Annotated in this window: 25 protein-coding genes and 2 pseudogenes; 17 read left to right on the top strand and 10 right to left on the bottom strand. The window is 63.3% G+C overall.

Translation table 11 applies throughout. From position 1 onward, the window contains the following. Positions 1–47: 47 nt before the first annotated feature. On the bottom strand, positions 48–707 hold the full coding sequence (locus U0025_RS21820; protein ID WP_004209686.1) for an SOS response-associated peptidase family protein: 660 nt from the start codon (positions 705–707) through the stop codon (positions 48–50). A 129-nt stretch (positions 708–836) separates the two neighbouring features. Between U0025_RS21820 and U0025_RS21815 the strand changes: the two genes are divergently transcribed. The 3 genes from U0025_RS21815 to U0025_RS21805 are packed head-to-tail and all read left to right on the top strand — an operon-like array spanning position 837 to position 6,368. Further along, the gene (locus tag U0025_RS21815) at positions 837–1,565 is read left to right on the top strand and encodes an ImuA family protein (protein WP_037490814.1); all 729 of its coding nucleotides are present in this window, start codon (positions 837–839) and stop codon (positions 1,563–1,565) included. Next, on the top strand, positions 1,489–3,030 hold the full coding sequence (locus tag U0025_RS21810) for a DUF6504 family protein (protein ID WP_080604483.1): 1,542 nt from the start codon (positions 1,489–1,491) through the stop codon (positions 3,028–3,030). The genes U0025_RS21815 and U0025_RS21810 overlap by 77 nt, the downstream gene beginning before the upstream one ends. Further along, positions 3,027–6,368, top strand: a complete 3,342-nt coding sequence (locus U0025_RS21805; protein ID WP_004209676.1) for an error-prone DNA polymerase — start codon at positions 3,027–3,029, stop codon at positions 6,366–6,368. The genes U0025_RS21810 and U0025_RS21805 overlap by 4 nt, the downstream gene beginning before the upstream one ends. 24 nt (positions 6,369–6,392) lie before the next feature. Here U0025_RS21805 and U0025_RS21800 read toward each other — a convergent pair whose 3' ends face one another. Continuing rightward, positions 6,393–6,593: a DUF5818 domain-containing protein gene (locus tag U0025_RS21800; protein WP_004209675.1), complete on the bottom strand. Its 201-nt coding sequence runs from the start codon at positions 6,591–6,593 to the stop codon at positions 6,393–6,395. A 1-nt stretch (position 6,594) separates the two neighbouring features. Continuing rightward, positions 6,595–7,425 carry a S1/P1 nuclease gene (locus U0025_RS21795; RefSeq protein WP_004209673.1) on the bottom strand — a complete coding sequence of 277 codons (831 nt, stop codon included), beginning with the start codon at positions 7,423–7,425 and terminating at the stop codon, positions 6,595–6,597. Between the two features lie 345 nt (positions 7,426–7,770). Between U0025_RS21795 and U0025_RS21790 the strand changes: the two genes are divergently transcribed. From U0025_RS21790 to U0025_RS21755, 8 genes and pseudogenes are all read left to right on the top strand, one after another. Then, complete coding sequence (locus U0025_RS21790) at positions 7,771–8,277, top strand: 2Fe-2S iron-sulfur cluster-binding protein (RefSeq protein WP_004209671.1); 507 nt, start codon at positions 7,771–7,773, stop codon at positions 8,275–8,277. Continuing rightward, entirely contained in the window at positions 8,274–9,257 is a 984-nt protein-coding gene (locus tag U0025_RS21785; RefSeq protein WP_004209670.1) for an FAD binding domain-containing protein, read from the top strand. Before U0025_RS21790 ends, U0025_RS21785 begins: the two co-directional genes overlap by 4 nt. Continuing rightward, positions 9,254–11,587 carry a xanthine dehydrogenase family protein molybdopterin-binding subunit gene (locus tag U0025_RS21780; protein WP_004209669.1) on the top strand — a complete coding sequence of 778 codons (2,334 nt, stop codon included), beginning with the start codon at positions 9,254–9,256 and terminating at the stop codon, positions 11,585–11,587. Before U0025_RS21785 ends, U0025_RS21780 begins: the two co-directional genes overlap by 4 nt. 661 nt (positions 11,588–12,248) lie before the next feature. Further along, on the top strand, positions 12,249–12,821 hold the full coding sequence (locus tag U0025_RS21775; RefSeq protein ID WP_004209667.1) for a class I SAM-dependent methyltransferase: 573 nt from the start codon (positions 12,249–12,251) through the stop codon (positions 12,819–12,821). A gap of 48 nt (positions 12,822–12,869) precedes the next feature. After that, complete coding sequence (locus U0025_RS21770; protein ID WP_004209666.1) at positions 12,870–13,061, top strand: hypothetical protein; 192 nt, start codon at positions 12,870–12,872, stop codon at positions 13,059–13,061. Positions 13,062–13,581: 520 nt separating this feature from the next. Then, entirely contained in the window at positions 13,582–14,055 is a 474-nt protein-coding gene (locus U0025_RS21765; protein WP_004209664.1) for an Hsp20 family protein, read from the top strand. A 100-nt stretch (positions 14,056–14,155) separates the two neighbouring features. Continuing rightward, positions 14,156–14,671, top strand: a complete 516-nt coding sequence (locus U0025_RS21760) for an Hsp20/alpha crystallin family protein (protein WP_004209663.1) — start codon at positions 14,156–14,158, stop codon at positions 14,669–14,671. Next, a pseudogene (locus tag U0025_RS21755) lies at positions 14,655–14,975 on the top strand (NADH dehydrogenase ubiquinone Fe-S protein 4); the annotation flags it as partial. The gene U0025_RS21760 and the pseudogene U0025_RS21755, both read left to right, overlap by 17 nt. A gap of 18 nt (positions 14,976–14,993) precedes the next feature. Here U0025_RS21755 and U0025_RS21750 read toward each other — a convergent pair. From U0025_RS21750 to U0025_RS21740, 3 genes are read right to left on the bottom strand one after another with little or no spacing between them, the layout of a single operon-like run. After that, positions 14,994–15,566 (bottom strand): hypothetical protein, encoded by a 573-nt coding sequence (locus tag U0025_RS21750; RefSeq protein WP_037490812.1) that lies wholly within the window; start codon positions 15,564–15,566, stop codon positions 14,994–14,996. Then, entirely contained in the window at positions 15,563–15,832 is a 270-nt protein-coding gene (locus U0025_RS21745) for an usg protein (RefSeq protein WP_004209662.1), read from the bottom strand. Before U0025_RS21745 ends, U0025_RS21750 begins: the two co-directional genes overlap by 4 nt. Continuing rightward, a complete protein-coding gene (locus tag U0025_RS21740; protein WP_004209661.1) occupies positions 15,829–16,065 on the bottom strand; it encodes a hypothetical protein in 237 nt (78 codons plus the stop codon). The genes U0025_RS21745 and U0025_RS21740 overlap by 4 nt, the downstream gene beginning before the upstream one ends. 272 nt (positions 16,066–16,337) lie before the next feature. On the opposite strand from U0025_RS21740, the gene groES reads away from it, so the two are divergent. From groES to U0025_RS21710, 6 genes are all read left to right on the top strand, one after another. Next, positions 16,338–16,652, top strand: a complete 315-nt coding sequence (gene groES / locus U0025_RS21735; RefSeq protein WP_004209660.1) for a co-chaperone GroES — start codon at positions 16,338–16,340, stop codon at positions 16,650–16,652. Between the two features lie 55 nt (positions 16,653–16,707). Further along, positions 16,708–18,333 carry a chaperonin GroEL gene (gene groL / locus U0025_RS21730; RefSeq protein WP_004209659.1) on the top strand — a complete coding sequence of 542 codons (1,626 nt, stop codon included), beginning with the start codon at positions 16,708–16,710 and terminating at the stop codon, positions 18,331–18,333. A gap of 56 nt (positions 18,334–18,389) precedes the next feature. After that, complete coding sequence (locus U0025_RS21725; protein ID WP_004209658.1) at positions 18,390–18,575, top strand: YdcH family protein; 186 nt, start codon at positions 18,390–18,392, stop codon at positions 18,573–18,575. 210 nt (positions 18,576–18,785) lie between these two features. Then, positions 18,786–18,974: a hypothetical protein gene (locus U0025_RS21720; RefSeq protein WP_004209657.1), complete on the top strand. Its 189-nt coding sequence runs from the start codon at positions 18,786–18,788 to the stop codon at positions 18,972–18,974. A 385-nt stretch (positions 18,975–19,359) separates the two neighbouring features. Then, complete coding sequence (locus U0025_RS21715; protein WP_234415665.1) at positions 19,360–19,644, top strand: DUF1905 domain-containing protein; 285 nt, start codon at positions 19,360–19,362, stop codon at positions 19,642–19,644. A 281-nt stretch (positions 19,645–19,925) separates the two neighbouring features. Next, complete coding sequence (locus tag U0025_RS21710; protein WP_004209656.1) at positions 19,926–20,567, top strand: LuxR C-terminal-related transcriptional regulator; 642 nt, start codon at positions 19,926–19,928, stop codon at positions 20,565–20,567. A gap of 105 nt (positions 20,568–20,672) precedes the next feature. Here U0025_RS21710 and U0025_RS21705 read toward each other — a convergent pair. The 4 genes and pseudogenes from U0025_RS21705 to tnpA all read right to left on the bottom strand — a co-directional run. Continuing rightward, a pseudogene (locus tag U0025_RS21705) lies at positions 20,673–20,846 on the bottom strand (IS3 family transposase); the annotation flags it as partial. After that, positions 20,810–22,333 carry an IS66 family transposase gene (gene tnpC / locus U0025_RS21700; protein ID WP_004209593.1) on the bottom strand — a complete coding sequence of 508 codons (1,524 nt, stop codon included), beginning with the start codon at positions 22,331–22,333 and terminating at the stop codon, positions 20,810–20,812. The gene tnpC and the pseudogene U0025_RS21705, both read right to left, overlap by 37 nt. A gap of 32 nt (positions 22,334–22,365) precedes the next feature. After that, on the bottom strand, positions 22,366–22,692 hold the full coding sequence (tnpB, locus tag U0025_RS21695) for an IS66 family insertion sequence element accessory protein TnpB (protein WP_206434212.1): 327 nt from the start codon (positions 22,690–22,692) through the stop codon (positions 22,366–22,368). A gap of 26 nt (positions 22,693–22,718) precedes the next feature. Then, positions 22,719–23,147: an IS66-like element accessory protein TnpA gene (tnpA, locus tag U0025_RS21690; RefSeq protein ID WP_279731898.1), complete on the bottom strand. Its 429-nt coding sequence runs from the start codon at positions 23,145–23,147 to the stop codon at positions 22,719–22,721. Between the last annotated feature and the right edge of the window lie 18 nt (positions 23,148–23,165).

Below are 23,165 nucleotides of genomic sequence, written 5' to 3'. Positions count from 1 at the left end.
GGAAAGCCGCCTGTCTGGCAGGATAGCCGGCAAACTTCTCGCCCCGACTACAGCAGAAGCGCCTGCGCCTGCGTTCCGGGCGGCGGTGCCTTGCTGCGCCAGCTATCCTCGGTTCGCTGCACGTTCATTCGCTCGGCTGCAAAAGGTGGCCGGAACTGAAACCGGATCACATCCTGGATACCGCCACGCAGCCAGGCGTCATAGTCATGGGGGTCGAGCAGCACCGGCATTCGGTCATTGGTCGGCGGGATCGCGGCATTGGCCTCCATCGTCATGCCGGCATAGACCGGCCCCTCGCTCAGCAGGTTTCGGCAGAAGCCGGCCCAGGCGATGATCGGCTGGCGCTTCACCGAAAACCAGGTCCTGGTCCTGGCACCGGGCACGCCATCGGGATTGGCAAAATGGGTGAGCACGATAAGGCAGCGATAGCGCGGATCGACCACCATCTCCTCCCACATTGGGTTGGTGAGATCTGCGACAAGGCCGATACGCCCCGCTTCTTCGCCGCGCGCGCGCATATCCTTGGTCAGGCGCAGAAAACCCCATGTCATGGACCGCAAGAGGCGCCGGCCGCTCTTCTCGAAGACAACCAGCCCCGGCAGCCCTTCGACTGTCTCCTCGGGCACCGTGATCGAGGGCAAGGAATCGATCCCGAAATGCGCCGCGATCTCGGCGATGCTCGCCCGCGCGCAATGCAGCCGTGACATGACCTCACCTCCTGGAGGGACTCGAAGCCATCTTCCTAACATAGAACATATGAAGAACGAAATGCCGTTGACTCCAGTGGCAGATTGGAGCGAACAAATATGGAACATATTTTCGAGTCCCTACCGCCCATGTCCAGAACCGCCATCCTCGACGAACTGCGCGCGCGCATCGCGCAGGTCGAAGCTGTGGGCGGTCGGCACCCGGTGCTGCCCTTCGGTATCGACGCCATCGACCATCATCTGCCGGGTGGCGGTATCGCGACCGGCGCTCTCCATGAGGTGGCGGGAAGTCCCGATCTCGCCGATGATGCGGCCGCCACCATCTTCCTGGCCGGCATTCTCGCGCGGTCGCGGGGCCAGATCATCTGGTGCCTCCACTGGCGCGACCTGTTTTCGCCGGCCCTGCATCTCGCCGGGCTCCACCCCGATCGGGTCATCTTTGTGGAAGCGGGCAATGACACCAATGTCCTCATCGCGATGGAGGAATGCCTGCGTCACCCCGGCCTTGGTGGTGTCGTCGGGGAACTGCGGAAAATGTCGCTGACCGCTTCGCGCCGGCTGCAGCTGGCAGCCGAACAATCGGGCGTGCTGGCCATGGTTTTTCGCCGCGCCATGCCCCCGGAAAGCCAGGCCGAGGGCAGCGCCGCGCTGACCCGCTGGCGGGTGCGGGCCGTGCCCAGCCCGGCGCTGGGCTTTCCCGGTCTCGCGCGTCCGCGCTGGTCGCTGGCGCTTGAGCGCGCGCGCGGCACCGAACCCCAAATCTGGACCGTAGAGGGAAGCGATGAGACGGGTTGTCTCGCTGTTCCTGCCGCGCTGGTCGACGGATCGTATCCGTCGCAAAGCCGGCAGGCCGCCTGAAGGCGGCGCACCGCCCCTCGTCACCGCCCATGCCGACCATGGCCGCCGCCTGATCGCGGCCGTGGACGAGGAGGCGCGCCGGCTTGGCATAGCCGTCGGCATGACGGTAACGCGCGCCCGGTCGCTGGCGCCGGACCTGGACGTCGTGGATGCCGATCCCGAGGGCGATCTTGAGGGCCTGCGCCGGCTCGCTCTGTGGGCAGGAAAGCGCTATTCTCCGATCGTCGCGCCCGATCCATCTGATGGCCTGTGGATCGATATTACCGGCTGCGCCCATCTTTTCGAGGGTGAAGTGCCACTCCTCAAGGACATGATGCGCCGGGTCAGTGGCTCGGGCCTCGCCTGCCAGGTCGCGGTCGCCGACACGCCCGGTTGCGCCCATGCGGTGGCACGGTTTGTGCCATCAGGACGGCCGAACATCATCGAGCCCGGCGCCACGCGCGCCGCGCTCTCGATCATGCCGGTGTCGGCGCTGCGCATCGAGCCGGGCGCCGCGAGCGAACTGCGCCGCATGGGGTTCGAGCGCATCGAGCAGCTGATCGCCGCGCCGCGTGCGCCCCTCGCCAAGCGGTTCGGCCGGCAGCTCTACAAACGGCTCGACCAGGCCCTGGGCCAGGTGCCCGAACCCATCGATCCGATCTACCGCGCCAGCTTGCCGCGCGTGCGGCGCAGCCTGCTCGAGCCGATCGGTACCGCCGATGCCATCGCCCAGGTCATCGCGGACCTCTGCACCGATCTTGCCCGCCTCCTGCTGCGCGCGGGGACAGGCGCGCGCCGGCTCGACCTTCATTTCGAGCGGGTCGATGGCGCCCGACTGGCCGTGCGGGTCGGGACTGCTTCCCCCTCGCGCGATGTGCGTCATTTGGCAAAGCTGCTCTCCCAGAAGATCGAGACGATTGATCCGGGCATGGGGATCGAGGCGATGGCGCTGGTCGCGTCGCTCACCCAGCCCATGGCGGCCGCGCAGGTCGGGAGCGTTCTGGCTGGCGAGGATCGCGGGCCGGATCTCACCGCGATCGTCGATGCGCTCGCCAATCGCTTTGGCGCGCGCAGCCTCTATCGCTCGGCGCCGCGCGCGAGCAGCATGCCCGAACGCGAAGTCGGACATGTTGCGCCGCTGTCATCGGCCGGCGGCGCTGGCTGGGCCGATGATCTTCCCCGGCCTGCCCGCATGCTGGTCCCGCCAGAGCCGGTCGATGTGATGGCGATGCTGCCCGATCATCCGCCTGCCATGTTCGTCTGGCGGGGGCGGCGCCATCGGATCGCCCAGGCCGATGGGCCAGAGCGCCTGCATGGCGAATGGTGGCGAGAGGGCGGCCATGAGGCAGACACACCCTATGCCGTGCGCGATTATTTCCAGGTCGAGACGTCAAGCGGCGCGCGCTACTGGCTGTTCCGCATGGGCGATGGCGAACAGGCGTCCACCGGACCGATGCGCTGGTTCATCCACGGGGCCTTTGCATGATGGCCGAGCATGATCTCGCAGACGAGCTTGAGGGCGCCCGCTATGTCGAGCTGCAGGTCACCACCCATTTCTCCTTCCTGCGTGGCGCTTCCAGCCCCGAAGAGCTGTTCTCGGCCGCTGCACTGCTCGGCCTGCCAGCCCTTGGCATCACCGATCGCAACAGTCTGGCCGGCGCCGTGCGAGCCTGGGACGCGCAGAAGGTTACCGGCTGCCGGGCGATCATCGGCTGCCGCCTGGACCTTGTCTGCGGCACGTCCCTGCTCGTCTATCCCACGGACCGGGAGGCCTATTCACGGCTTTGCCGACTTTTGAGCATCGGCAAGGCCCGTGGCGGCAAGGGCAGCTGCCATCTCGACTGGTCGGACGTGGCGGACTGGGTGGAAGGGGTGATCGGCATCCTGGTGCCCGATCGCGCCGATGCGGCGTGCGAGGAGGCGCTCGACCGGCTTGGCTCGATCTTCGGTCCCCACGCCTATCTCGCCCTCTCGATCCGGCGCCGGCCGCGCGATGCCACCCGACTGCGCGACCTTGCCCGCCTCGCCGCGCGCGCCGGGGTCCAGACCGTCGCCACCGGCGACATTCTCTACCATGCGCCCGAGCGGCGGCTGCTGCAGGATGTGGTGAGCTGCATCCGCGAGAAATGCACGGTCGATACGCTGGGCCAGCGCCGCGAGCGTTTTGCCGACCGGCATCTCAAATCCATCGCGGAAATGGAGCGGCTCTTCACCCGCTATCTGGGCGACCTGACGCCGCTCCGCCGCAGCGTCGAGATTGCGCGGGCCTGCCACTTCGACCTTGGTCAGCTCACCTACACCTATCCCGACGAGATCGGAGAAAGCGGCCTTACCCCGCAGCAGGAACTCGAGCGCCTCACCTGGACCAAGGCGCCGGGCCGCTATCCTCATGGGGTGCCCGACAATGTCCGCGAGCAGCTTTCCCATGAGCTTCGGCTGATCGGTGATCTGGCCTATGCGCCCTATTTCCTCACCGTCCATTCGATCGTCCAGTTTGCACGCTCGAAGGATATTCTCTGCCAGGGGCGCGGCAGCGCCGCCAATTCGGCGGTCTGCTTTGTGCTCGGCATCACCTCGATCGATCCGGTCAAATCCGAACTGCTCTTCGAGCGCTTCGTCTCGGCCGAGCGGCGCGAGCCGCCCGATATCGACGTCGATTTCGAGCATGAGCGGCGTGAGGAAGTGATCCAGTGGATTTATGAAACCTATGGCCGCGAACGTTCGGCGCTGACCGCCGTCATCTCCCGCTTTCGCGCGCGCGGCGCCGTGCGCGAGGTCGGCAAAGCGCTGGGGCTCAGCGAAGACATGCTGTCGGGCCTTTCAAGTCAGGTCTGGGGCTGGGCCCGCGACGGCGTCGAGGCGAAACATGCGCAGGAGCTAAATCTCGACACGAGCGACAAGCGCCTGGCGCTGACGCTCGAGCTCGCCCGCACCCTCATCAATACGCCGCGGCACACGTCCCAGCATCCCGGCGGCTTCGTGCTGACGCTTGAGCGTCTCGACGAACTGGTGCCGATCGAGCCCGCCGCCATGGCCGATCGCCAGATCATCGAATGGGACAAGGATGATATCGATGCGCTCGGCTTCATGAAGGTCGATGTGCTGGGTCTAGGCATGCTGGGCTGCATGCGCCGCGCCTTTGCTCTCCTCGAGGATGACAAGGGGATCGTCATGGACCTGGCCTCCATTCCCCATGATGATCCGGAAACCTTTGCGATGATCCGCAAGGCCGATACGCTGGGCGTCTTCCAGATCGAGAGCCGGGCGCAGATGGCGATGCTGCCGCGGATCAAGCCCACCAAATTCTATGACCTGGTGGTCGAGGTGGCGATTGTGCGCCCGGGCCCGATCCAGGGCGACATGGTCCATCCATACCTGCGTCGCCGCGAGGGAAAGGAAGCGATCAGCTATCCGACCGAAGAACTGCGCCGGGTGCTGGAAAAGACCCTGGGCGTGCCCCTTTTCCAGGAACAGGCGATGCGCGTCGCGATCGAATGCGCGGGCTTCACGCCGTCGGAGGCCGATCTGCTGCGCCGGGCGATGGCGACCTTCAAGCTGACCGGCGGGGTCTCCCATTTCCGCGACAAGCTCATCAACGGCATGATCGCGCGCGGCTATCAGCGCGACTTTGCCGAACAGACCTTCAAGCAGATCGAGGGCTTTGGCTCCTACGGCTTTCCCGAAAGCCACGCCGCATCCTTCGCGCTCATCGCCTATGCCTCTTCCTGGATGAAATGCCATCATCCCGACGTCTTCTGCGCAGCGCTCCTCAACGCCCAGCCCATGGGCTTTTATGCGCCCGCCCAGATCGTCCGCGACGCGCGCCAGCATGGGGTCGAGGTCCGCCCCATCGACGTCAATCACAGCCGCTGGGACTGCACGCTCGAGCCGACCCAAGGCCGCTATCATGCGTTAAGGATCGGGCTGCGTTATGCGCGCGAGCTCAAAAATGCAGATGGCGCCGCGATCGTCCTGGCCCGTGGCAACGAACCCTATGCCAGTGTCGAGGAAATCCAGCGCCGCGCCGGCGTCAGCGGCCGCGCGCTAGACCGGATCGGCCATGCCGGTGGCTTTGGTTCGCTGGCGCTCTCGCGCCGCGCCGGCCTCTGGGAGGTGAAGGGTCTTGGCGAAGAAGCCTTGCCGCTCTTTGCCGCCGCTGACGCAAGGGCGGGCAAGCTTCGCCCCGAAGCGATCGAGCCGGAGGTGGCGCTCCCGCAGATGGGCGAAGGCGAAGAGGTGGTGGAGGATTATCGCGCGATCGGACTTTCGCTGCGCGCCCATCCGCTCGCCTTTCTGCGCGACGAACTGGCGCGCCGGAAGATGGTGACCTGCGCCGCGCTCAGGGACATTCGCGACGGGCGCTGGGTCAATCTCGCCGGTCTCGTTCTCCTGCGCCAGAAGCCGGGCTCCGCCAAAGGCACCATGTTCATCACGCTCGAGGATGAGACCGATGTCGCCAATCTCGTCGTCTGGCCCAATCTCTTCGAGAAGCATCGCCGCGTGGTGCTGGGCGCCTCGATGATGGGCGTGCGCGGTCAGGTCCAGAAGGAGGGCGAGGTCATCCATCTCATCGCCCAGCGGCTCGACGATCTCTCGCCTCTCCTCGCCAGCGTCGGCCAGCGGGCGGATGTCGCCAGCATCTATCAGGTCAGCCGCGCCGATATCGTCAGAAGCGCCATGGCTCCCGATCCCCGCGATGCGGCGAACAGGCCGCTCGGGCGCGGGGCCCGCGATCTTTACGATCCCGATCTGCGCCTTGGCTCGGGCATCATTCCGGGCCAGCCGACAGAGGGCATCAAGGTCAAGACACGGGATTTTCGCTGAATGGCGGCGGGCCGCCCATACGGCTCAGGCGGGTTCGATCCGCTCGACATCGAGCATGTCGAAATCGGATCTCGTTCCCACGACCCGGACCTTCTGGCCAATAAGATGCCGGCAGGATCTGGGGCAATCGAGCCGCCATTCCCCGCCATCAGCGACACGCAGCACGGTATAGGGATCGCCGCCAAGCAGGATGCCGATCAGTTCGTGCCGCGTGCCGAGTGGCATGTCATTTGTGCCTTGCGGGCTTGCGGGGAGTTTGAGCCTGGGACGGGTTCTGGTCCTGCGGATTCTCGAACACCCAGTTGAGATAGGCGGCGATGCGGATACCACCGCGCTTGAGCCGATCATCAAGCTCGACCCGGTGCTGATAGGCATAGTCCCAGGACAGGCTGGTATCGGTGGGATAGATCGTCTTGCGCAGCGCGATGCTCTCGCGGATCCAGGTGCCTGGATCGCGAACATTCCAGGCGATGATCTGCTGCGGCGTGATCGCGCGCGCCAGCCAGTCGGCGAGTTCGGAATAGGAGAGCGATCGCTGTTCGATCATCGCACTGTCCCAGACCGAATGGAGATTGGTCGAGCGACCGAACCAGCTCACCTTCATGTCATTGCCACCCCGGTCGTTGCCGCCGCCGGCATGAAGTGGCTGATGCAGGTCGCCGATAATATGGACGACAAAGCGCAGGGCCAGGCGCTTGTCGTCCATTGAGGCCGCAGGATCACGCAGCGTCGCGGTGAAGCGGGCAAGCGCGCTCATCGCGTCGCCTTCGGGCGGCGCGTCGGCGCTCGTATAGGCGTCGCCCTCGCGCACGGTCACATAATGCCATGGGCTGGCCTGCTTCTGCCAGAAATCGGCGGGGTCGGATTTCATGTCGTCCGGCCAGGTCGCCGCCTGTGCCAGATCTTCGTCCCCCAGGAGAAGCTGGACATTGGCGCGGGCCACGCCGCTCAGGTTCCGGTCGGCAATGGCACCGGTGACGCGGTGGCCGATGGGCCCCCAGGCAAAAGCCGGCGAGGTGATCGAGAGAAGGATTAGAGGTAGAATGAGTTTGCGCATGGACGCACCATTAGCGCGTCTCCACGCATGATCCAGCAATTCGATTCTGGATCCATTTGGAAGGCTACGGCTCTCGAGCTTAGGCAAGTCGGACACAAAGGTCTGAACCTATCCCGCTGGTCGGTCTGTCAACTATCGCCCTGAATTCCTGACGTGCCACCGCGCATTTCTGCTTCCAGAAAGGTGGCACCACCATGTCGATCATCGCTTATGCGGGCGGTAGTTTCCAGACTGATTGATGAGAGCCCGATCGGCAATCGCATCTGGAAAATGCTGTCGATGGGCCCGAAACCTCGATCCGCGCATTTCTACATCGTTTACGCACCCGACTATGGGGTGTGATGGATGAGCATCCTTGTAAATGGCGCCTTGGCCGAGTGTCCTGGAGACCCTCGTGTTTCCCTCCTCGACTTTCTGCGGGAGAATCAGGGCTTCACCGGATCGAAGAAAGGCTGCAATCAAGGAGCATGTGGCGCCTGCACCGTGCTGGCAAATGGGGAGCGGATCCTCTCCTGTCTCGCGCTCGCCGTTCAATATGAGGGGCAGGAGATCATCACGATCGAAGGCTTGGGAACGGCCGACAATCTGCACCCGCTTCAGCAGGCCTTTGTCGAGCATGACGGTTTCCAATGCGGCTATTGCACGCCGGGACAGATATGCTCTGCAGTCGGGATGGCCGCCGAACTGCAACGCGGCGTTCCCAGTCACGTAACGCACGCGCTCGACACCGACAGCATAGGGATGACGCGCGACGAGGTTCGTGAGCGGATGAGCGGCAACCTGTGCCGCTGCGGCGCGCATAATGGCATCGTCGATGCGATCCTCGAGACGTTTGCGGAGGTCACCGAATGATCCCCTTTACCTATCATCGCGCCGCCAACGCCGACGAGGCGCTGCGACAGGCCGGTAACGGTGTCCGCTATCTTGGCGGAGGAACAAACCTCGTCGATCTCATGCGGGAAAATATCGAGCGTCCATCGACCTTGATCGATGTGACAGGTCTCGACACGGGCATAGTCGAGCAATCCGATGGCGGCATGCTGATCGGCGCTGCGGCGCGCAACACTGCGGTGGCCGAACATCGCGCCATCCGCGAACGATATCCCCTTCTTTCCCGCGCGATCGTCGCCGGAGCCAGCGCGCAGATCCGCAATATGGCGACCGTCGCCGGCAACATCCTGCAGCGCACCCGGTGCCTCTATTTCTACGACCAGGATGGCACGCAATGTAACAAGCGCATCCCAGGAAGCGGCTGCGATGCGATTGGCGGCTTCACCAGAAATCATGCGATTCTTGGCGCGTCCGATCATTGTATCGCCACCCATCCATCGGACATGTGCGTGGCCTTGGCTGCGCTAGACGCCGCTGTGCATGTGCGAGGACCCGACGGCGAAAGAAGGATTGCGTTCGCTGACATTCATCGCTTGCCCGGCGAGCGACCCGATATCGACACCAATCTGCAGCAGGGCGAACTCATCACCGCAATCGAACTGCCAGCCGTGCCATCCACTGCGCGCTCAACCTACCGCAAGGTCCGTGATCGGGCGAGCTATGCGTTCGCGCTGGTGTCCGTCGCGGCCGTCCTCGATGTGGAACAGGGGCATGTGCGGGACGTCCGGCTGGCGCTCGGCGGCGTTGCCCATAAGCCGTGGCGTGCAGCCAGAGCGGAAGCGCTTTTGCGTGGATCACCTGCAACGGTGGATGCCTTCATCAAGGCAGCCTCGGAAGAACTGTCCCATGCCCGGCCGCTCCGGGACAATGGCTTCAAGGTCGCGCTCGCGCAGCGGACGATGGTCGCTGTACTCACGCAGTTGATGGAGGACATGGCATGAGCCTGATCGATAGCGGCAAGGCGTTGGCGCAAGGCCTGATGCAGGGCGCGATGGCGAAGGTAGTGGCGCTCGCGCCAGATAGTTGGATGCCGGGAGGCGAACCCGATCCGCTCATCCGTCACCAGCATGGTCATGTCGGCAAGCCCGTCTCGCGCATCGACGGGCCACTCAAGGTGACGGGGGCTGCTCCTTTTGCGGCGGAGTTTCCTCTGGAAAACATGGTCTATGCCGCCATCGTCTACAGCAGGATCGCGAAAGGCCGCATCACCTCGCTCAATGTCGAAAGGGCTGAGAGCGCGCCCGGCGTCCTGCTCGTGATGACCTATCGTAACGCGCCAAGACTAAAGCCTGCCCCCCTGTTCATGAGTGATCCCAAGGCCGCTGCGGGCGACAGCATTCCCGTCCTACAGGATGAGAAGATCTACTGGAACGGTCAGCCTATCGCCATCATACTTGCTGACACGCAGGAGCAAGCGGACCATGCCGCTGGCCTGATCGATGTGGCCTATGCGGCCGAGCCGGCGGAGACCGACTTCCACGCGGCGATCGCCAGGGGTACCACCCAATCGCAGTTCATGGGCCAGCCGCTGCATGACGAGGTGGGCGATGCGCAGGCAGCGTTCGAAAAGGCCGCCGTCAAGATCGACGCGGCCTATTCGACGCCGCGCCACAATCATAATCCTATCGAACTTCATGCCGTCACGCTTTCGTGGGAGGGCGACACACTCCGCATCCATGACGCGCAGCAGGCTGTCGCGCATTCGGCCTGGACGCTGGGGCAGGTGTTAGATCTACCCGCGGACAAGGTCGTCATCACATCGCCTTATGTCGGCGGCGGTTTCGGCAGTAAGACGCTGTGGCAGCATCAGATCATTGCGGCCGCAGCCGCGAAGCTTGTCGAGCGACCTGTCCGATTGATGCTGACCCGAGAAGGTGTCTACCGCACGGTTGGTGGTCGTTCGCCGACCGAGCAGCAGGTTGCTCTGGGCGCGACCGCCGAGGGCAAGCTCACCGCACTCATCCATCGCGGTGTGACGGCCAAGACATCGCACAATGTCATGCCCGAACCATTCATCCTCCCGACGCGCAGCGCATACGCCGCGGAGAATATCCTGCTGGACGTCCAGCATGTCGAGATCGACATGACCAGTAACACATTCATGCGCGCGCCGGGCGAAGCGGTGGGCACCTTCGCGCTTGAATGCGCGATGGACGAACTGGCCGAGAAGCTCGGTATCGATCCCATCGAGCTCCGCTTGCGCAACGAGCCGGAGAAGGACCCGATATCCGGTCTGCCCTTTTCAGCGCGGCATATTGATCAGGCATGGCGCGACGGGGCCGAGCGCTTCGGGTGGAGCGCACGCAACCCTCTGCCGCGCATGCACCAGGAAGGCGAATGGCTGATCGGCATGGGATGCGCCACCGCTACCTATCCCTATTACCGGATGCCCGGCGGCGCAGCCCGCATCACCCTGTCTCGCGCCGGCCATGCGACGATCGACATCGCCGCGCACGAAATGGGCATGGGTACGGCTACGGCGCAGACACAGGTGGCAGCTGAACGACTGGGCCTGCCGATGTCACACGTCCAATTCAACTATGGCGACTCAACCTTGCCTGGGCTGGTCCTTGCAGGCGGATCGCAGCAGACTGCATCGATCGGCGCCTCGGTGATTGCGGCCTACAATAAGCTGGTTGCGCAACTGCTGGCTCTGGCAGGAAATGACTCGCCTTTGGCTGGGCTGAAACAGGCAGAGGTGGGAAGTCGGGATGGCGGCCTAGCCAGCCTGGACGATCCATCGCGGTATGAAAGCTACACGTCGATCCTCTCGCGCGCCCAGCGCGACGCCGTCGTCATCGAAGCCGAGCCGCCCATGCCGCTCGAGACCATGCACTGGTCGATGCACAGCCACGGCGCCATGTTCTGCGAAGTGCGGGTCAACATGATTACGGGTGAACCGTGCATATCTCGCTTCCTGGGATCGTTCGACTGCGGCCGCATCCTCAATCCCAAGACGGCGGCGAGTCAGTTCAGGGGGGGCATCATCATGGGCCTGGGCCTCGCGCTGATGGAAGAAGCACAGTTCGACGAGCGGAGCGGACGGATCATGAACCCCAGCCTCGCTGAATATCATATGCCCGTGCATATGGACGTTCCCGAAATCGATGTCATCTGGACCGACATACCCGATCCCCACACACCCATGGGCGCGCGCGGCGTCGGCGAAATTGGCATCACCGGTACGGGGGCGGCGGTCGCCAACGCGATCTACAATGCGACTGGGAAACGCGTGCGTGATTTGCCGATCACGCTCGACAAATTGATTTAGGATATCAATTGATGGCAACGCCGGCTGTGATGACGGCAAATGGGACTTTCCCGAATTTCGGCTTCGGAGAAACCGAACCAGCAAAGCGGCCATTCACTAACCTGTAGAAGCCTCATGCTGAAAGGCGGCAACGCGCCCATGCATGCCGTTCAATTGGAAAAGTGTCGCGCCTACGAGCTGTCGGTCCGGTTATGGCCGAGACTGGGACTTTGCTGCCGTTCGCAAGCGATGGATCGGAGGACAGCTCTTGTCAGAACCCGATATTCATCGATCGTTTGGCCGGCAGGATGACAAGGGGCCGACAATCCGCAGGGGTTCGCAGCCGGTGGCAACCGGCAAACGGACCGTCGTCGACCCCATAAGCTATATAGTAAAACGATCCGACACTAGGAGGCCGAAAAAGGTCAGCATCGACTTCTCGTGCCGCGCCGCCCTGAAAGCGGTCATGCCGATCAGCCCGGCGGGCAATCGCTCGATTATGATGATAGCAATGGCCGCCGCCCATTAGGCCGAGCCGAGCGGCGAGAGGAGGCCATGGACCAGCGAATCGCCGAACAGGATGAGCACGACCATCATCGCCACCGGCGCAGTTCGAGGTACTGCTTCCTCCCCGCGAACCACTGGCCGCGAGTATCGTTGTCACGGTTGCAAGGAGAGAGCGATGGCGCAGGATTCAGCTTGGGTGGCAGTCTCGGAGTTTGTGCGCAATCCCGGCATGGTCGGCTCGGCCGTCCCGGCGAGCGCGCGCATGGTTCGCCGCATGCTCGCCCCGCTCGACTGGCAGCGCATCAGCATTCTGGTCGAATATGGTCCGGGCACGGGGCGTTTTACCTTCGAAGCGCTGGAGCGCATGCGGCGCGATGCCGTTCTTCTGGCGATTGAGACCGGCGAAAGATTCGTCAAAACTTTGCGGCAGCGCTGCGACGATCGCCGGCTCATCGTCGTTCAAGGAACGGCGCAGGACGTCAATCGCCACCTTGCCGAGCATGGACTGGGCGAGGCCGACTGTATTTTAACGGGCTTGCCCTTCTCGACGCTCGAGCCGGGCGACGCCGAGGCGATCATGCGCGAGACGGTGCGGGCCATGTCGCCGTGCGGCACGCTGGCGGCCTACCAGATGCGCACCGCCATCCGTCCGCTGCTGAGGCGTCATTTCGCGAGCCTGCGCGAAAGCTACGAATGGAGGAACATCCCGCCCTGCCATCTTTATTGGGCGACAGGAAAGCGGCAGTGATCGGTAATGGCATCAAGCGAGATCGCGGCATGACGAGGCAATGCCAGCATGATCGACGCGCGGTTGCTGTTCTGTCTCATCGGACGGCACCGGCCGCCGATAATCTCGGTCAGCCGGCGCAAGCGGGGCGGCGACCTTTCGGCGCTGTGCGACTGGTGCGGCACACCAATCGAGCGCTCGCGCAGCGGACGCTGGCTAGCGCTCGGCCCGATCTACGAAGAGGGTGGTCCCGCGTCCTGACGCGAAATTTGCGCGTCGTTCGGCAAGCTCAGGTGCGTTCCGTCTCTGCAGCAATCGGAATAGCGTACCATGTCCGGCGACCGTTCGAATCATCAGCATGGGCCGCGAACCGCCCATAGGCTCGAGCCGGTAGCGATCGTGATCGGCATGGTCTTCGAGCCATGCGCGAGCCCACGTCGTCGCGGCCAGTTCGCCCTCGAGATCCTCGCTCGTCGTCGCCACCGAGCGGTCGTCATCGCGCAGCAGTCGGTACCTCATGAGAACACATTACCTCTATTTGGATTGAAATCGCCCGGTAAATTGGTCTTGCTGGCGTTCGGTTCCCCGGCTGAGCACAGCGCCTGAGCAAATCTGCGCGCGCCGCAAAAATTTTTTGGCCGCACTATCTTGAAAGCCGCGCGACCAAAATTAGCTCACCGGTACCGGACGCCAAACCGGGTCCGGTTGGACACATGAGAGCGCCGGCTCTTGGTTACTGGCGCATCTCATGCCCGAATTGCTTCATTTGGAGGATTTGGAGATGAGACCGAACTTTGACTTTACGCCCTATCGCCGTTCGACGGTCGGCTTCGATCGTTTGTTCAACCTGCTCGAAGCGGGTGCGCGGGAGGAAGATGGCTATCCGCCCTTCGACATCCAGAGGATCGACGACGACAATTTCCGCGTCACCATCGCGGTCGCCGGCTTCAAGCCCGAGGATATCGAGATCGTCGCGCACCAGAACCTGCTCTCGGTCACCGGCAAGCGTGCCGATGACGCCGACAAGGGCGAATACCTGCATCGCGGTATCGCGGCCCGGGCGTTCGAGCGGCGCTTCCAGCTTGCCGATTTCATCGAGGTCGGGAATGCGAACTTCGAGCACGGCCTCCTGTCGATCGAGCTGACTCGTGTCGTGCCCGAGGCGATGAAGCCGCGCCGCATCGAGATCTTCGGCGCCGCTTCCAACGACAAGCGACTGGGCGAAGTGAAGGAAAAGGCGGCCGAGCCGGCCTGATCCCGCGCCCATCGGCCTGCCGGCGCCGCCTTCCGATACCCCCCGCACGCGGCGTCCGGCAGGTTCAGCCTTTCATCCAGCCAGAAAAGGAGATGTCATCATGGCTATTCGTGATCTCATTCCCTGGAGCCGGCAGGAAAACCGGCTGCCCGTTCCGGTCAGCGCCGAGCGGGAAAGGGAAACCCATCCGCTTCAGTTGCTTCACCGCGACGTGAACCGTCTCTTCGACGATGTCTTTCGCAACTTCGGCATGCCCGCCTTCGCCGGCTTCGACCGCATGTCAGGATGGCCGCACCTTGAGCTGGGCGAGACCGACAAGGAGATTCGGGTAACGGCGGAACTGCCGGGCCTCGACGAGAAGGACGTGGAGATCTTCGTCGAGGACGGCGCCTTGACCTTGCGTGGCGAAAAGAAGTCCGAAGTCGAGGACAAGGATCGCGGCTACTCGGAGCGCAGCTATGGCCGCTTCGAGCGCCGCATCGGCCTGCCTAGGGGCATCGAACGCGACAAGGTCGCAGCCACCTTCAAAAACGGCGTGCTGACGGTCACGCTGCCGAGGACAGAGGCGGCGGAGCAGCACATCCGCCGGGTTCCCGTCAATGGCTGCGCCCGCTGACGGCAGGGCCCGGACTTTCGAGTCCGGGCCTTCGGCTAACGACAACCAGGCGGTTGCCCTGGCGGGTGCGACCTCGTTCCCGCTCGGTGCTCAGGCGATCATCGAGCCGCTGGCCTTAGCGACAAGTGGCGGCCGACGCCGCCAAAATCGATGGCGGGTCAGGTTTGCGCCGCGCTGGGGCCCGGTTGCCGACCCGCTGACGGGTTGGACCGGCGGAGGCGATCCCCTCGCGACGATCGAGCTGCGCTTTCCTGACCGCGCCTCGGCCGAGCGATATTGCCAAAGGCAGGGTCTTGACTTCGAATGCCGGACGGAGCCGTCGCTAGGCCAAATCCGTCTTGCTATCCCCGATGCCTTGGGGCCCGTGCTTTGCTGCTGGCCCACCGGCCCGCATGCTCTGTGCTGCGGCAATTTCCCTTGCGCCAGCATGGCCGCCAATGAGGAGGTTGATCGCAAATCTGCATAGGTAGAGGCGCACTTCAGGTGGGCGAGGACTGCTCGCCAGAGCATGCAGCGTGCGATGGACGCTCGTGTCGATGCCATGCCTCGTCGAGGGCGGTGAGCACCCGGTCGATAACCGCCGCGTTGCTCGCCGCCTTGGGCAGTTCGCGCACCGCGAAATGCGCAAGCGGGCAAGGTCCCCCTTCGGCAAGCGCAGCTCGATCTGCTTGGTGGTCAGTTTGTTCGGCTCGATGCCTTCGGCTGCACGGCCACAAGCCAGCATGTGATCGAGAAGTCTCTTGCGATGGGCGAAGGTCAAGCCCAGCGCTCGCAGCTCGTGCGGCGAGATCGACAGGAGCGCCATCGCGAATTCCATGATGTGGCTGAAGGGCAGGCGTACCGGCACGTCGTCCGGCTTCGGCTTGCGCCACCCCTTGAGCAGACTGCGCGTCACCGGATATCGATGACGCCATCGACCGCGCGCCACTCGGTAGGGCGGATCATCCCCTCATGGGAAATGCACATCGAGTGGAGCGGGGCCTCGATCTCGCGTCGCCAATGCTCGAGAAACGCGAACAGCCTTGGAAAGTCGGGCGCGAGATCGTACTCCTGCCAAACGAACAACTGCAGCAGCGAGGGCGCATCGGGACGGTAGTAGTGGATTTGTGCCGTCGTCAGCCGATGGCCCTTTAGCTGCACGATAAAATCCCGGCGGCTCATGGCGAAGCGCGGGGACCTTCCGCGGGCTTGTCGATCGCATGCATGGCGGCAAGGATGTCATCGATCGGCACCGCGCGCCTGGCGCCGGGCGGCTTGCGCAGGCCGGGATGGTCGCGCACCGCGGAACGGTCGGACGCCCAGGATGCCAGAATGGCGCGCTTCACTTCGGGCTCCAGGCTCGGATTGTGCGCAACGTCGAAGGGATGAAGATAGCGGGAAAATGGCTGCGACATGGCTCTGCCTCCTTCCTTTGGTGTCGCTCCTTTCTCATCTGCGGGCGCAGCGCCCACTCGGCAAATTTTGGAACGCCGGCGATTCGCGTCAAGAGGGAAATTGACCCAACAACAACTCGATAAGTCGGCACCTGGCACTCGATGCCTGCGAGTGCCAAAAATTTTCGCGCACCATCTTGACGCAAAAAATGAGCTTTCCTAATTCCGCGTCACCTGACGTTCGAATGAACGCCGGGCCTATCACATCTCAGTTTTGCATCTGGAGGTTATGCATGCATTTCCGCCCCTTGCACGACCGTGTGGTCGTCCGCCGCATCGAAGCCGAGGAGATGACCTCGGGCGGCATCATCATCCCCGACACCGCCAAGGAAAAGCCGCAGGAAGGCGAAGTCGTCACCGTTGGTCCGGGAGCGCGCGACGAAGCCGGAAAGCTCGTCGAGCTATCAGTCCAGGCCGGCGACCGCGTCCTTTTCGGCAAATGGTCGGGGACCGAGGTCAAGATCGATGGCGAGGATCTGCTCATCATGAAGGAGAACGATATCCTCGGCGTGATCGAGCCCAAGGCAGAGCTCAAGCAGGCGGCGTGAGGCTGGCCTGTCCCCTCAACACCCAGGAATGAATTCGAAGAAAGGAGACGAGGCAATGGCTGCCAAGGAAGTGAAGTTTGCGTCGGACGCGCGTGATCGCATGCTGCGCGGCGTGGATACGCTTGCCAACGCAGTGAAGGTGACCCTGGGTCCGAAGGGCCGCAACGTGGTCATCGAGAAGTCGTTTGGCGCGCCGCGCATCACGAAGGACGGCGTTACCGTCGCCAAGGAGATCGAACTCAAGGACAAGTTCGAGAACATGGGCGCGCAGATGCTGCGCGAGGTCGCGTCGAAGCAGAACGACAAGGCCGGCGACGGCACCACCACCGCGACCGTGCTCGCCCAGGCGATCGTGCGCGAGGGTTCCAAGGCTGTCTCGGCAGGTATGAACCCGATGGACCTCAAGCGCGGCATCGACCTCGCCGTCGGCGCCGTGGTCAAGGACCTTGAAGCCCATGCGCGCAAGGTCCGCGCCAATAGCGAGATCGCCCAGGTCGCGACCATCTCCGCGAACGGCGACGAGGAAGTCGGCCGCATTCTCGCCGAGGCGATGGAGAAGGTCGGCAACGAGGGCGTGATCACCGTCGAGGAAGCCAAGAGCCTTGCGACCGAGCTCGAGACCGTCGAGGGCATGCAGTTCGACCGCGGCTATCTCTCGCCCTATTTCGTAACCAACGCCGAGAAGCTCAAGGTCGAGCTTGAGGATCCCTACATCCTTATCCACGAGAAGAAGCTGTCGAACCTCCAGGCGCTGATCCCGCTGCTCGAGCAGGTGGTGCAGTCGGGCCGGCCGCTTCTGATCATCGCCGAGGATGTCGAGGGCGAAGCGCTGGCGACGCTCGTCGTCAACAAGCTGCGCGGCGGCCTCAAGGTCGCGGCGGTCAAGGCGCCGGGCTTCGGCGATCGCCGCAAGGCGATGCTGGAAGACATCGCGGTACTCACGGCCGGCAACGTCGTCAGCGAGGAACTCGGCACCAAGCTCGAGAACGTCACGATCGCCATGCTCGGCCGCGCCAAGAAGGTCATCATCGATAAGGACAACACCACCGTCGTCGATGGCGCCGGCGCGCGTTCGGACATCGACGCTCGCGTCACGCAGATCAGGGCGCAGATCGAGACAACGACCAGCGACTACGACCGCGAGAAGCTTCAGGAGCGCGTGGCCAAGCTCGCCGGCGGCGTCGCGGTGATCCGCGTCGGCGGCGCAACCGAGGTCGAGGTCAAGGAGAAGAAGGACCGCGTCGACGACGCGCTCCACGCCACCCGCGCCGCGGTCGAGGAGGGCATCCTGCCGGGCGGCGGCATTGCGCTCCTGCGCGCGCTCAAGGCGCTCGAGGGCATCAAGGCCGCGAACGACGACCAGCAGTCAGGTATCGACATTGTCCGCCGGGCGCTGCGCGCGCCGGCACGGCAGATTGCTGACAACGCCGGCGAGGATGGTGCATTCATCGTCGGCAAACTTCTGGAGAGCGAAGACTACAACTGGGGCTTTAACGCCGCCACCGGCCAATATGAAGATCTGGTTGGCTCCGGCGTGATCGATCCCGCCAAGGTGGTCCGCACCGCGCTCCAAGACGCAGCTTCGGTGGCCTCGCTGCTGATCACGACCGAGGCGCTCGTCGCCGAAGCGCCCAAGGATGACAAGGGCGCCAGGGCCACGATGCCGGAAATGGAGTACTGACAGACGAAGGGCCCGGCTGCGGCCGGGCCCCATCATCGAACATGAGGAACTCGACGATGAACGACCACTATCTGCGCTACCTCGAGCGCGAACATGCGCGTCTCGAAGCCGAAATCCGCGAAGAGGAGAAGCGTCTCCATCCGCGCCATTTCCTGATCGGCCGGCTCAAGAAACTGAAGCTGGCGGTCAAGGACCAGATGGCGGCCTGCTCGGGTCACGCGGAAGAGCGCGAAGCCGCTTGAGCGAGAGTCCGATGCGGACGATCCGCGCAAGTGCCCGCCGCTTACCGGCAGCGAGCTTTTGCCGGAAACCCGATGGCGCCCATCTGCGTTCCATGGTCGTCCGCCCCGTTCGCGGAAGCTCGCGAGGATGGACAGGGGAGCCTCGAGCCAGCCGCCGGGGCTCCTTTCTCTGTCAGCAACAATCTATGGGACAGGCCAAGGAACCTGGCGATGCACTGGCGCGTAACGAAACGGCTGCCTGCAGCTGGCGAGAGTGGCCGGCGACACACTATCGTCCAGATGGAAAGGGGCGAGGAAATCGATTTCATCCTGGATAGTGGTCTTGCCGTCACGCGCCGCACCGATGGCTCATTCCTGATCGATGAAACGGGAGAAGTCCTCCAGCCGATCGATGCCTGACCCTTTCTCGAAACGCATGAAACGTCACGGCACCTGCGAATCGCGGGAGGATTTCCGATAGCGCGCGTCTGGTGGCAGCTGCTCGTCCGGCTGAAGCGCGATCTTGACCTCGCGCGTAGCTTGCCCCCGCTGGAGGGTGACCCGCACGTTGGCGCCGACCTCGAAGTCGTCCAGTCGCGCGAGGAGCGCGCCGATAGTGCCTACTGGTTTAGACGAAACGATAGCGCAAGATCGGGTTGCATCAAACGAGCGCACAGCCAATGATCGAGTGGCGCAAACGAACGATGGCCCAACAGACCCTGAGCTGATCCGCTTCCTGCGCGAGGAACTGGGCGGAGACGTCTCACCCGACGAAACAGTTTGAGAGCATGCCGGTCCTATCTGGTTGTGGCGCGGGGAAGGCAAGGATGGCCAGCCGTCATTTCTGACGATCGACGGCTACGTCGCGGAAGCCATCCGTGTAGCATCGTCTGGTCACTCAGCGGCTTGGGGATCAGTCTATGTAGAGGCTGCCATCAGCAAAACTTGTTGGCGCACATCGGTTTTTCCGAGCAAGGCCCGCCAAGGCTACATGCTACCCATCAAGGCGAGCGTGAGAAAAGCAGAAAAGCTGGCCGAAGGCGACTTGATCACGGTACGCATTACCCTATCCAAGGGACCATCACGCTAGAAATGAGCGCTCGACCTGAGGGAAGTTGGTCGCGAGCCGCTGGAAAAACGGAAGATCTGCGCCTGAGGAGCCGAACTCTGTCTCTGAAGGTATAATTTGGGTCGGCGGTAGACGCCGATTTCAATCTTAGCTTCAGTATCAAGGACGGAGAGCAGGGAAGAAAAATGCTCAGTCCGCTGTGATTTTAGGAGATTGCAGCGAGTCTAAAGCGAATTTACCATCCAGAGCATGGCGGCCGTTCGAGGGCAATCGATTGGGCCCGCCTGGGAGAGTTCGTCACGATGATTGACCGCGCTAAGATATTGGTGATCGACGATAGCATAGAGATGCGAAACGTCCTGTGCCGGCTTCTGCGGAAAGATTCCCGCTTCGAAGTTGTCGAAGAAGGAGTAGATTGCGTACATGGTGTTGCTATGGCGCGCGATTACGCCCCCGACATCGCTATTCTTGATTGCCCTCCCCCTTTGAAGAATGAGCTGCACTACGCAACGCAATTGAGACAGGTTACTCCCTCCATCTACATCGCGATGTTCACTCTGCAGCGTAGCAAAACCACAATTGCCAGCGCCCTGAGTGCAGGCTGCAAAGCGTATTTCTCAAAAATTGAAGGGCCGTCGGTTTGGCAGCAGGCGATGGACCATGCCCTCAAAGGCGAACCCTTCTTTTCAGGAGAAGCGAGCGAGTTCCTGGTCGAGCGCGTGCTGGACGAAAGCGTAATCCCGCTGCGGCGGCTTACCCCACGACAGCGTCAGATTGTTCAGCAGATCGCTGAAGGGCGGCGAAACACGGAAATCGCTGAAGTTTTGGGCATGAGCGTCAAAACCGTGGAGGCACATCGCCTGGAAGCGATGAAACGCCTCGACTTACGAAATGTGGCAGACCTTGTTCGATATGCGATTCGCAATTGCATCATTGAACCATGATCAACGCTAGCTCACCGAAATTCCGCCCCTCAGGGCAGTAGAAAGCTGAGTGTAGAACGCTTCCTGGACATGTAGCAGTTAAGGGATCAGCCGACGTCGCTGCAGCTCACCTACCAGGCACAGGTTCTCCCGGCAGCAATCATCATTGATGGCCAAGATCCTGAACTTGCGTGAGGCACCGAACGTGTCGGAGACAAAGTCCATCGACCAGCGCGAACCCGGAACCAGCGTAAGCGGTGTTTTCAGCCCACGGTGGTCCAAGGCATGAGTTCGGCGACGCCGTTCGCAGGATGACCGTTGGCCAGGCTGTTCAGCGTATCGGTCAGCCAGATGTGCGGGTTGATGCCGGAGAGCTTGCAGTTTTCGATGAGCGTGGCGATCACCGCCCAGTTGTCGCCGCCTTCGTCGGAACCGGCGAACAGGGCATTCTTGCGGTTCAGCGCGAGGGGCCGGATAGAGCGTTCGACGGTGTTGCTGTCGAGGTCGATGCGGCCATCCTCGAGGAAGCGTGACAGCCCATCCCAGCGGGTGAGCGCGTAGCGGATCGCTTCGCCGAGCTTGCTCTTGGCGCTGACCTGGCGGATGCGGGCCTCGAGATACTGGCGAAGATCATCGACGATGATGCGGCTGCGGTCATGGCGAACAGCCCGGCGTTGCTCCGCCGATAATCCTCGCGCCTCATCTTCGATGGCATAGAGCAAGGCGACGCGACGCAGCACTTCCGTTGCCACCGGCGAGTTGTCGGCCAGCTCGTAGAACTTGCGCCGGACGTGTGCCCAGCAAAAAGCGAGGCTGATCTGCTGGCGGCGCCTGGCGAGCGCGGCATAGCCGCCATAGCCATCGACCTGCAGGATACCTGCAAAATCACCGAGATGCGCTTCTGCCCGTTCGCCCTTGCGATCGGCTGCATAGACATAGGCGACCATCGGCGGATCATCGCCGCCCCAAGGTCGGTCATCGCGGGCATAGGCCCATAGCTGGCCGGTCTTGGTTCGCCCACGCCCCGGATCGAGCACCGGCGCCGTAGTTTCGTCCGCAAATAGTCGTTCTGATCGTCGCAATCGCTCAAGGATGTGATCGCGCAAGGGGCGCAGATACCAAGCTGCCCGTCCGACCCAGTCTGCCAGGGTGGATCGATCAAGCTGGATGCCTTGCCGGGCGTAGATCTGCGCCTGGCGGTACAGCGGTAGATGATCGGCGTACTTGGCGACCAGCACCTGGGCGATCAGCGCTTCGGTGGGAATGCCGCCCTCGACGATCCGCGCCGGTGCCGGGGCCTGCACAATGGCGCTCTCGCACGAGCGGCAACCGTAGCGCGGGCGGCGGGTGACGAGGACACGGAAGGTCGTGGGCACGACGTCGAGGCGTTCGGCTACATCCTCGCCGATCTGGTGGAGCGCGCCGCCGCAGCACGGACAGGCCTTGTCCTCGACATCGACGACCTGCTCGATCCGTTCGAGATGGGCAGGGAGCGAACCGCGGTTGCTCTTGCGGGGGCGCTCGGCGGGAGTCCGGCTTGCCTTGTCCCTGGCATGCTCGGCTTCAGCCAACGCCGTCTCGACTTCTTCCAGCGCAAGCTCGAACTGATCAGGATCGAACTGCTCTGACCGGCGTCCAAAACGGTGGCGCTGCAGAGCCTCGATGATCGCCTTCAGGCGTTCCACATCAGCCTGGAAAACCTTGAGCGTGTCGAGCTCGCGGGCCTGTTCGAGGACGAGCGCACGCAGCGCTTCAACGTCGTCGGGGAGGTCCGCTTCCATGAGCATGGCAGGCAGTGAATCAGTAGGCGAAGGCCCCGTCAACCGGCAATCTGCGGGACAATGGGACGGCGTCCACCGTGCACTCTGCGCCAGTCCAGACCCTCCAGAAGGGCACCGAGTTGCGCCGAGGTCAGGCGCATCACGCCGTCCTGGATGCCCGGCCACTTGAAGCCACCGGTCTCGAGCTTCTTGGCCATCAGACACAGGCCCGTGCCGTCCCACCAGACCAGCTTGATCCGGTCCGAACGCTTCGCCCGGAACACGTAGATCACGCCCGAATAGGGATCGCCGCCGTACTCGGCTCCGACCAGCGCGGCCAGGGCGTCAGGTCCCTTGCGGAAATCCACCGGGCGCGTCGCGACCATCACGCGCGCGCCAGCCCCAGGTCCTATCATCGCGTCGCCTTGAGCGCTTCGATCACCGCGGCAATCACACCGACGTCGGCACTGCGGCCGATCTTCACTGCCACACCGTCGATCTCCAGCTCGACAGCTGCAGCTGCTGCGCAACGTCGACGGCGGGGACGCCGCGTGGGAGCAGGACCGGACACCGCGCTGGGCTCGATTACGGCAGGCACGAACGCGACCGCTTCCGGCTCTTCCGAAGGCAGGATCCCCCCCTTGGCCTCGAGCTGCTTGCGCAAATCCCGCCGCCACGCGTAAACCTGAGAGGGATCGAGCCCATGCCGGCGAGCCACGGCACTGACCCCGTCCCGGCCCGAATAGCACTCTGCAACAATCGAGGCCTTCACTTCGGGCGGCCACTCTCGCCGCTTGCCCGCGCCCGTAAACACCTCGAACCGCTGCGCGCCCTTGCTCACAGGATCATCACCCGAGAT

The sequence above is a fragment of the Sphingobium yanoikuyae genome (genome assembly GCF_034424525.1).
In the GTDB taxonomy this organism is placed as follows: Bacteria; Pseudomonadota; Alphaproteobacteria; order Sphingomonadales; family Sphingomonadaceae; genus Sphingobium; species Sphingobium yanoikuyae.
The sequence above is the reverse complement of the archived record's forward strand: the minus strand, read 5'-3'. Positions and strand labels throughout refer to the sequence as shown.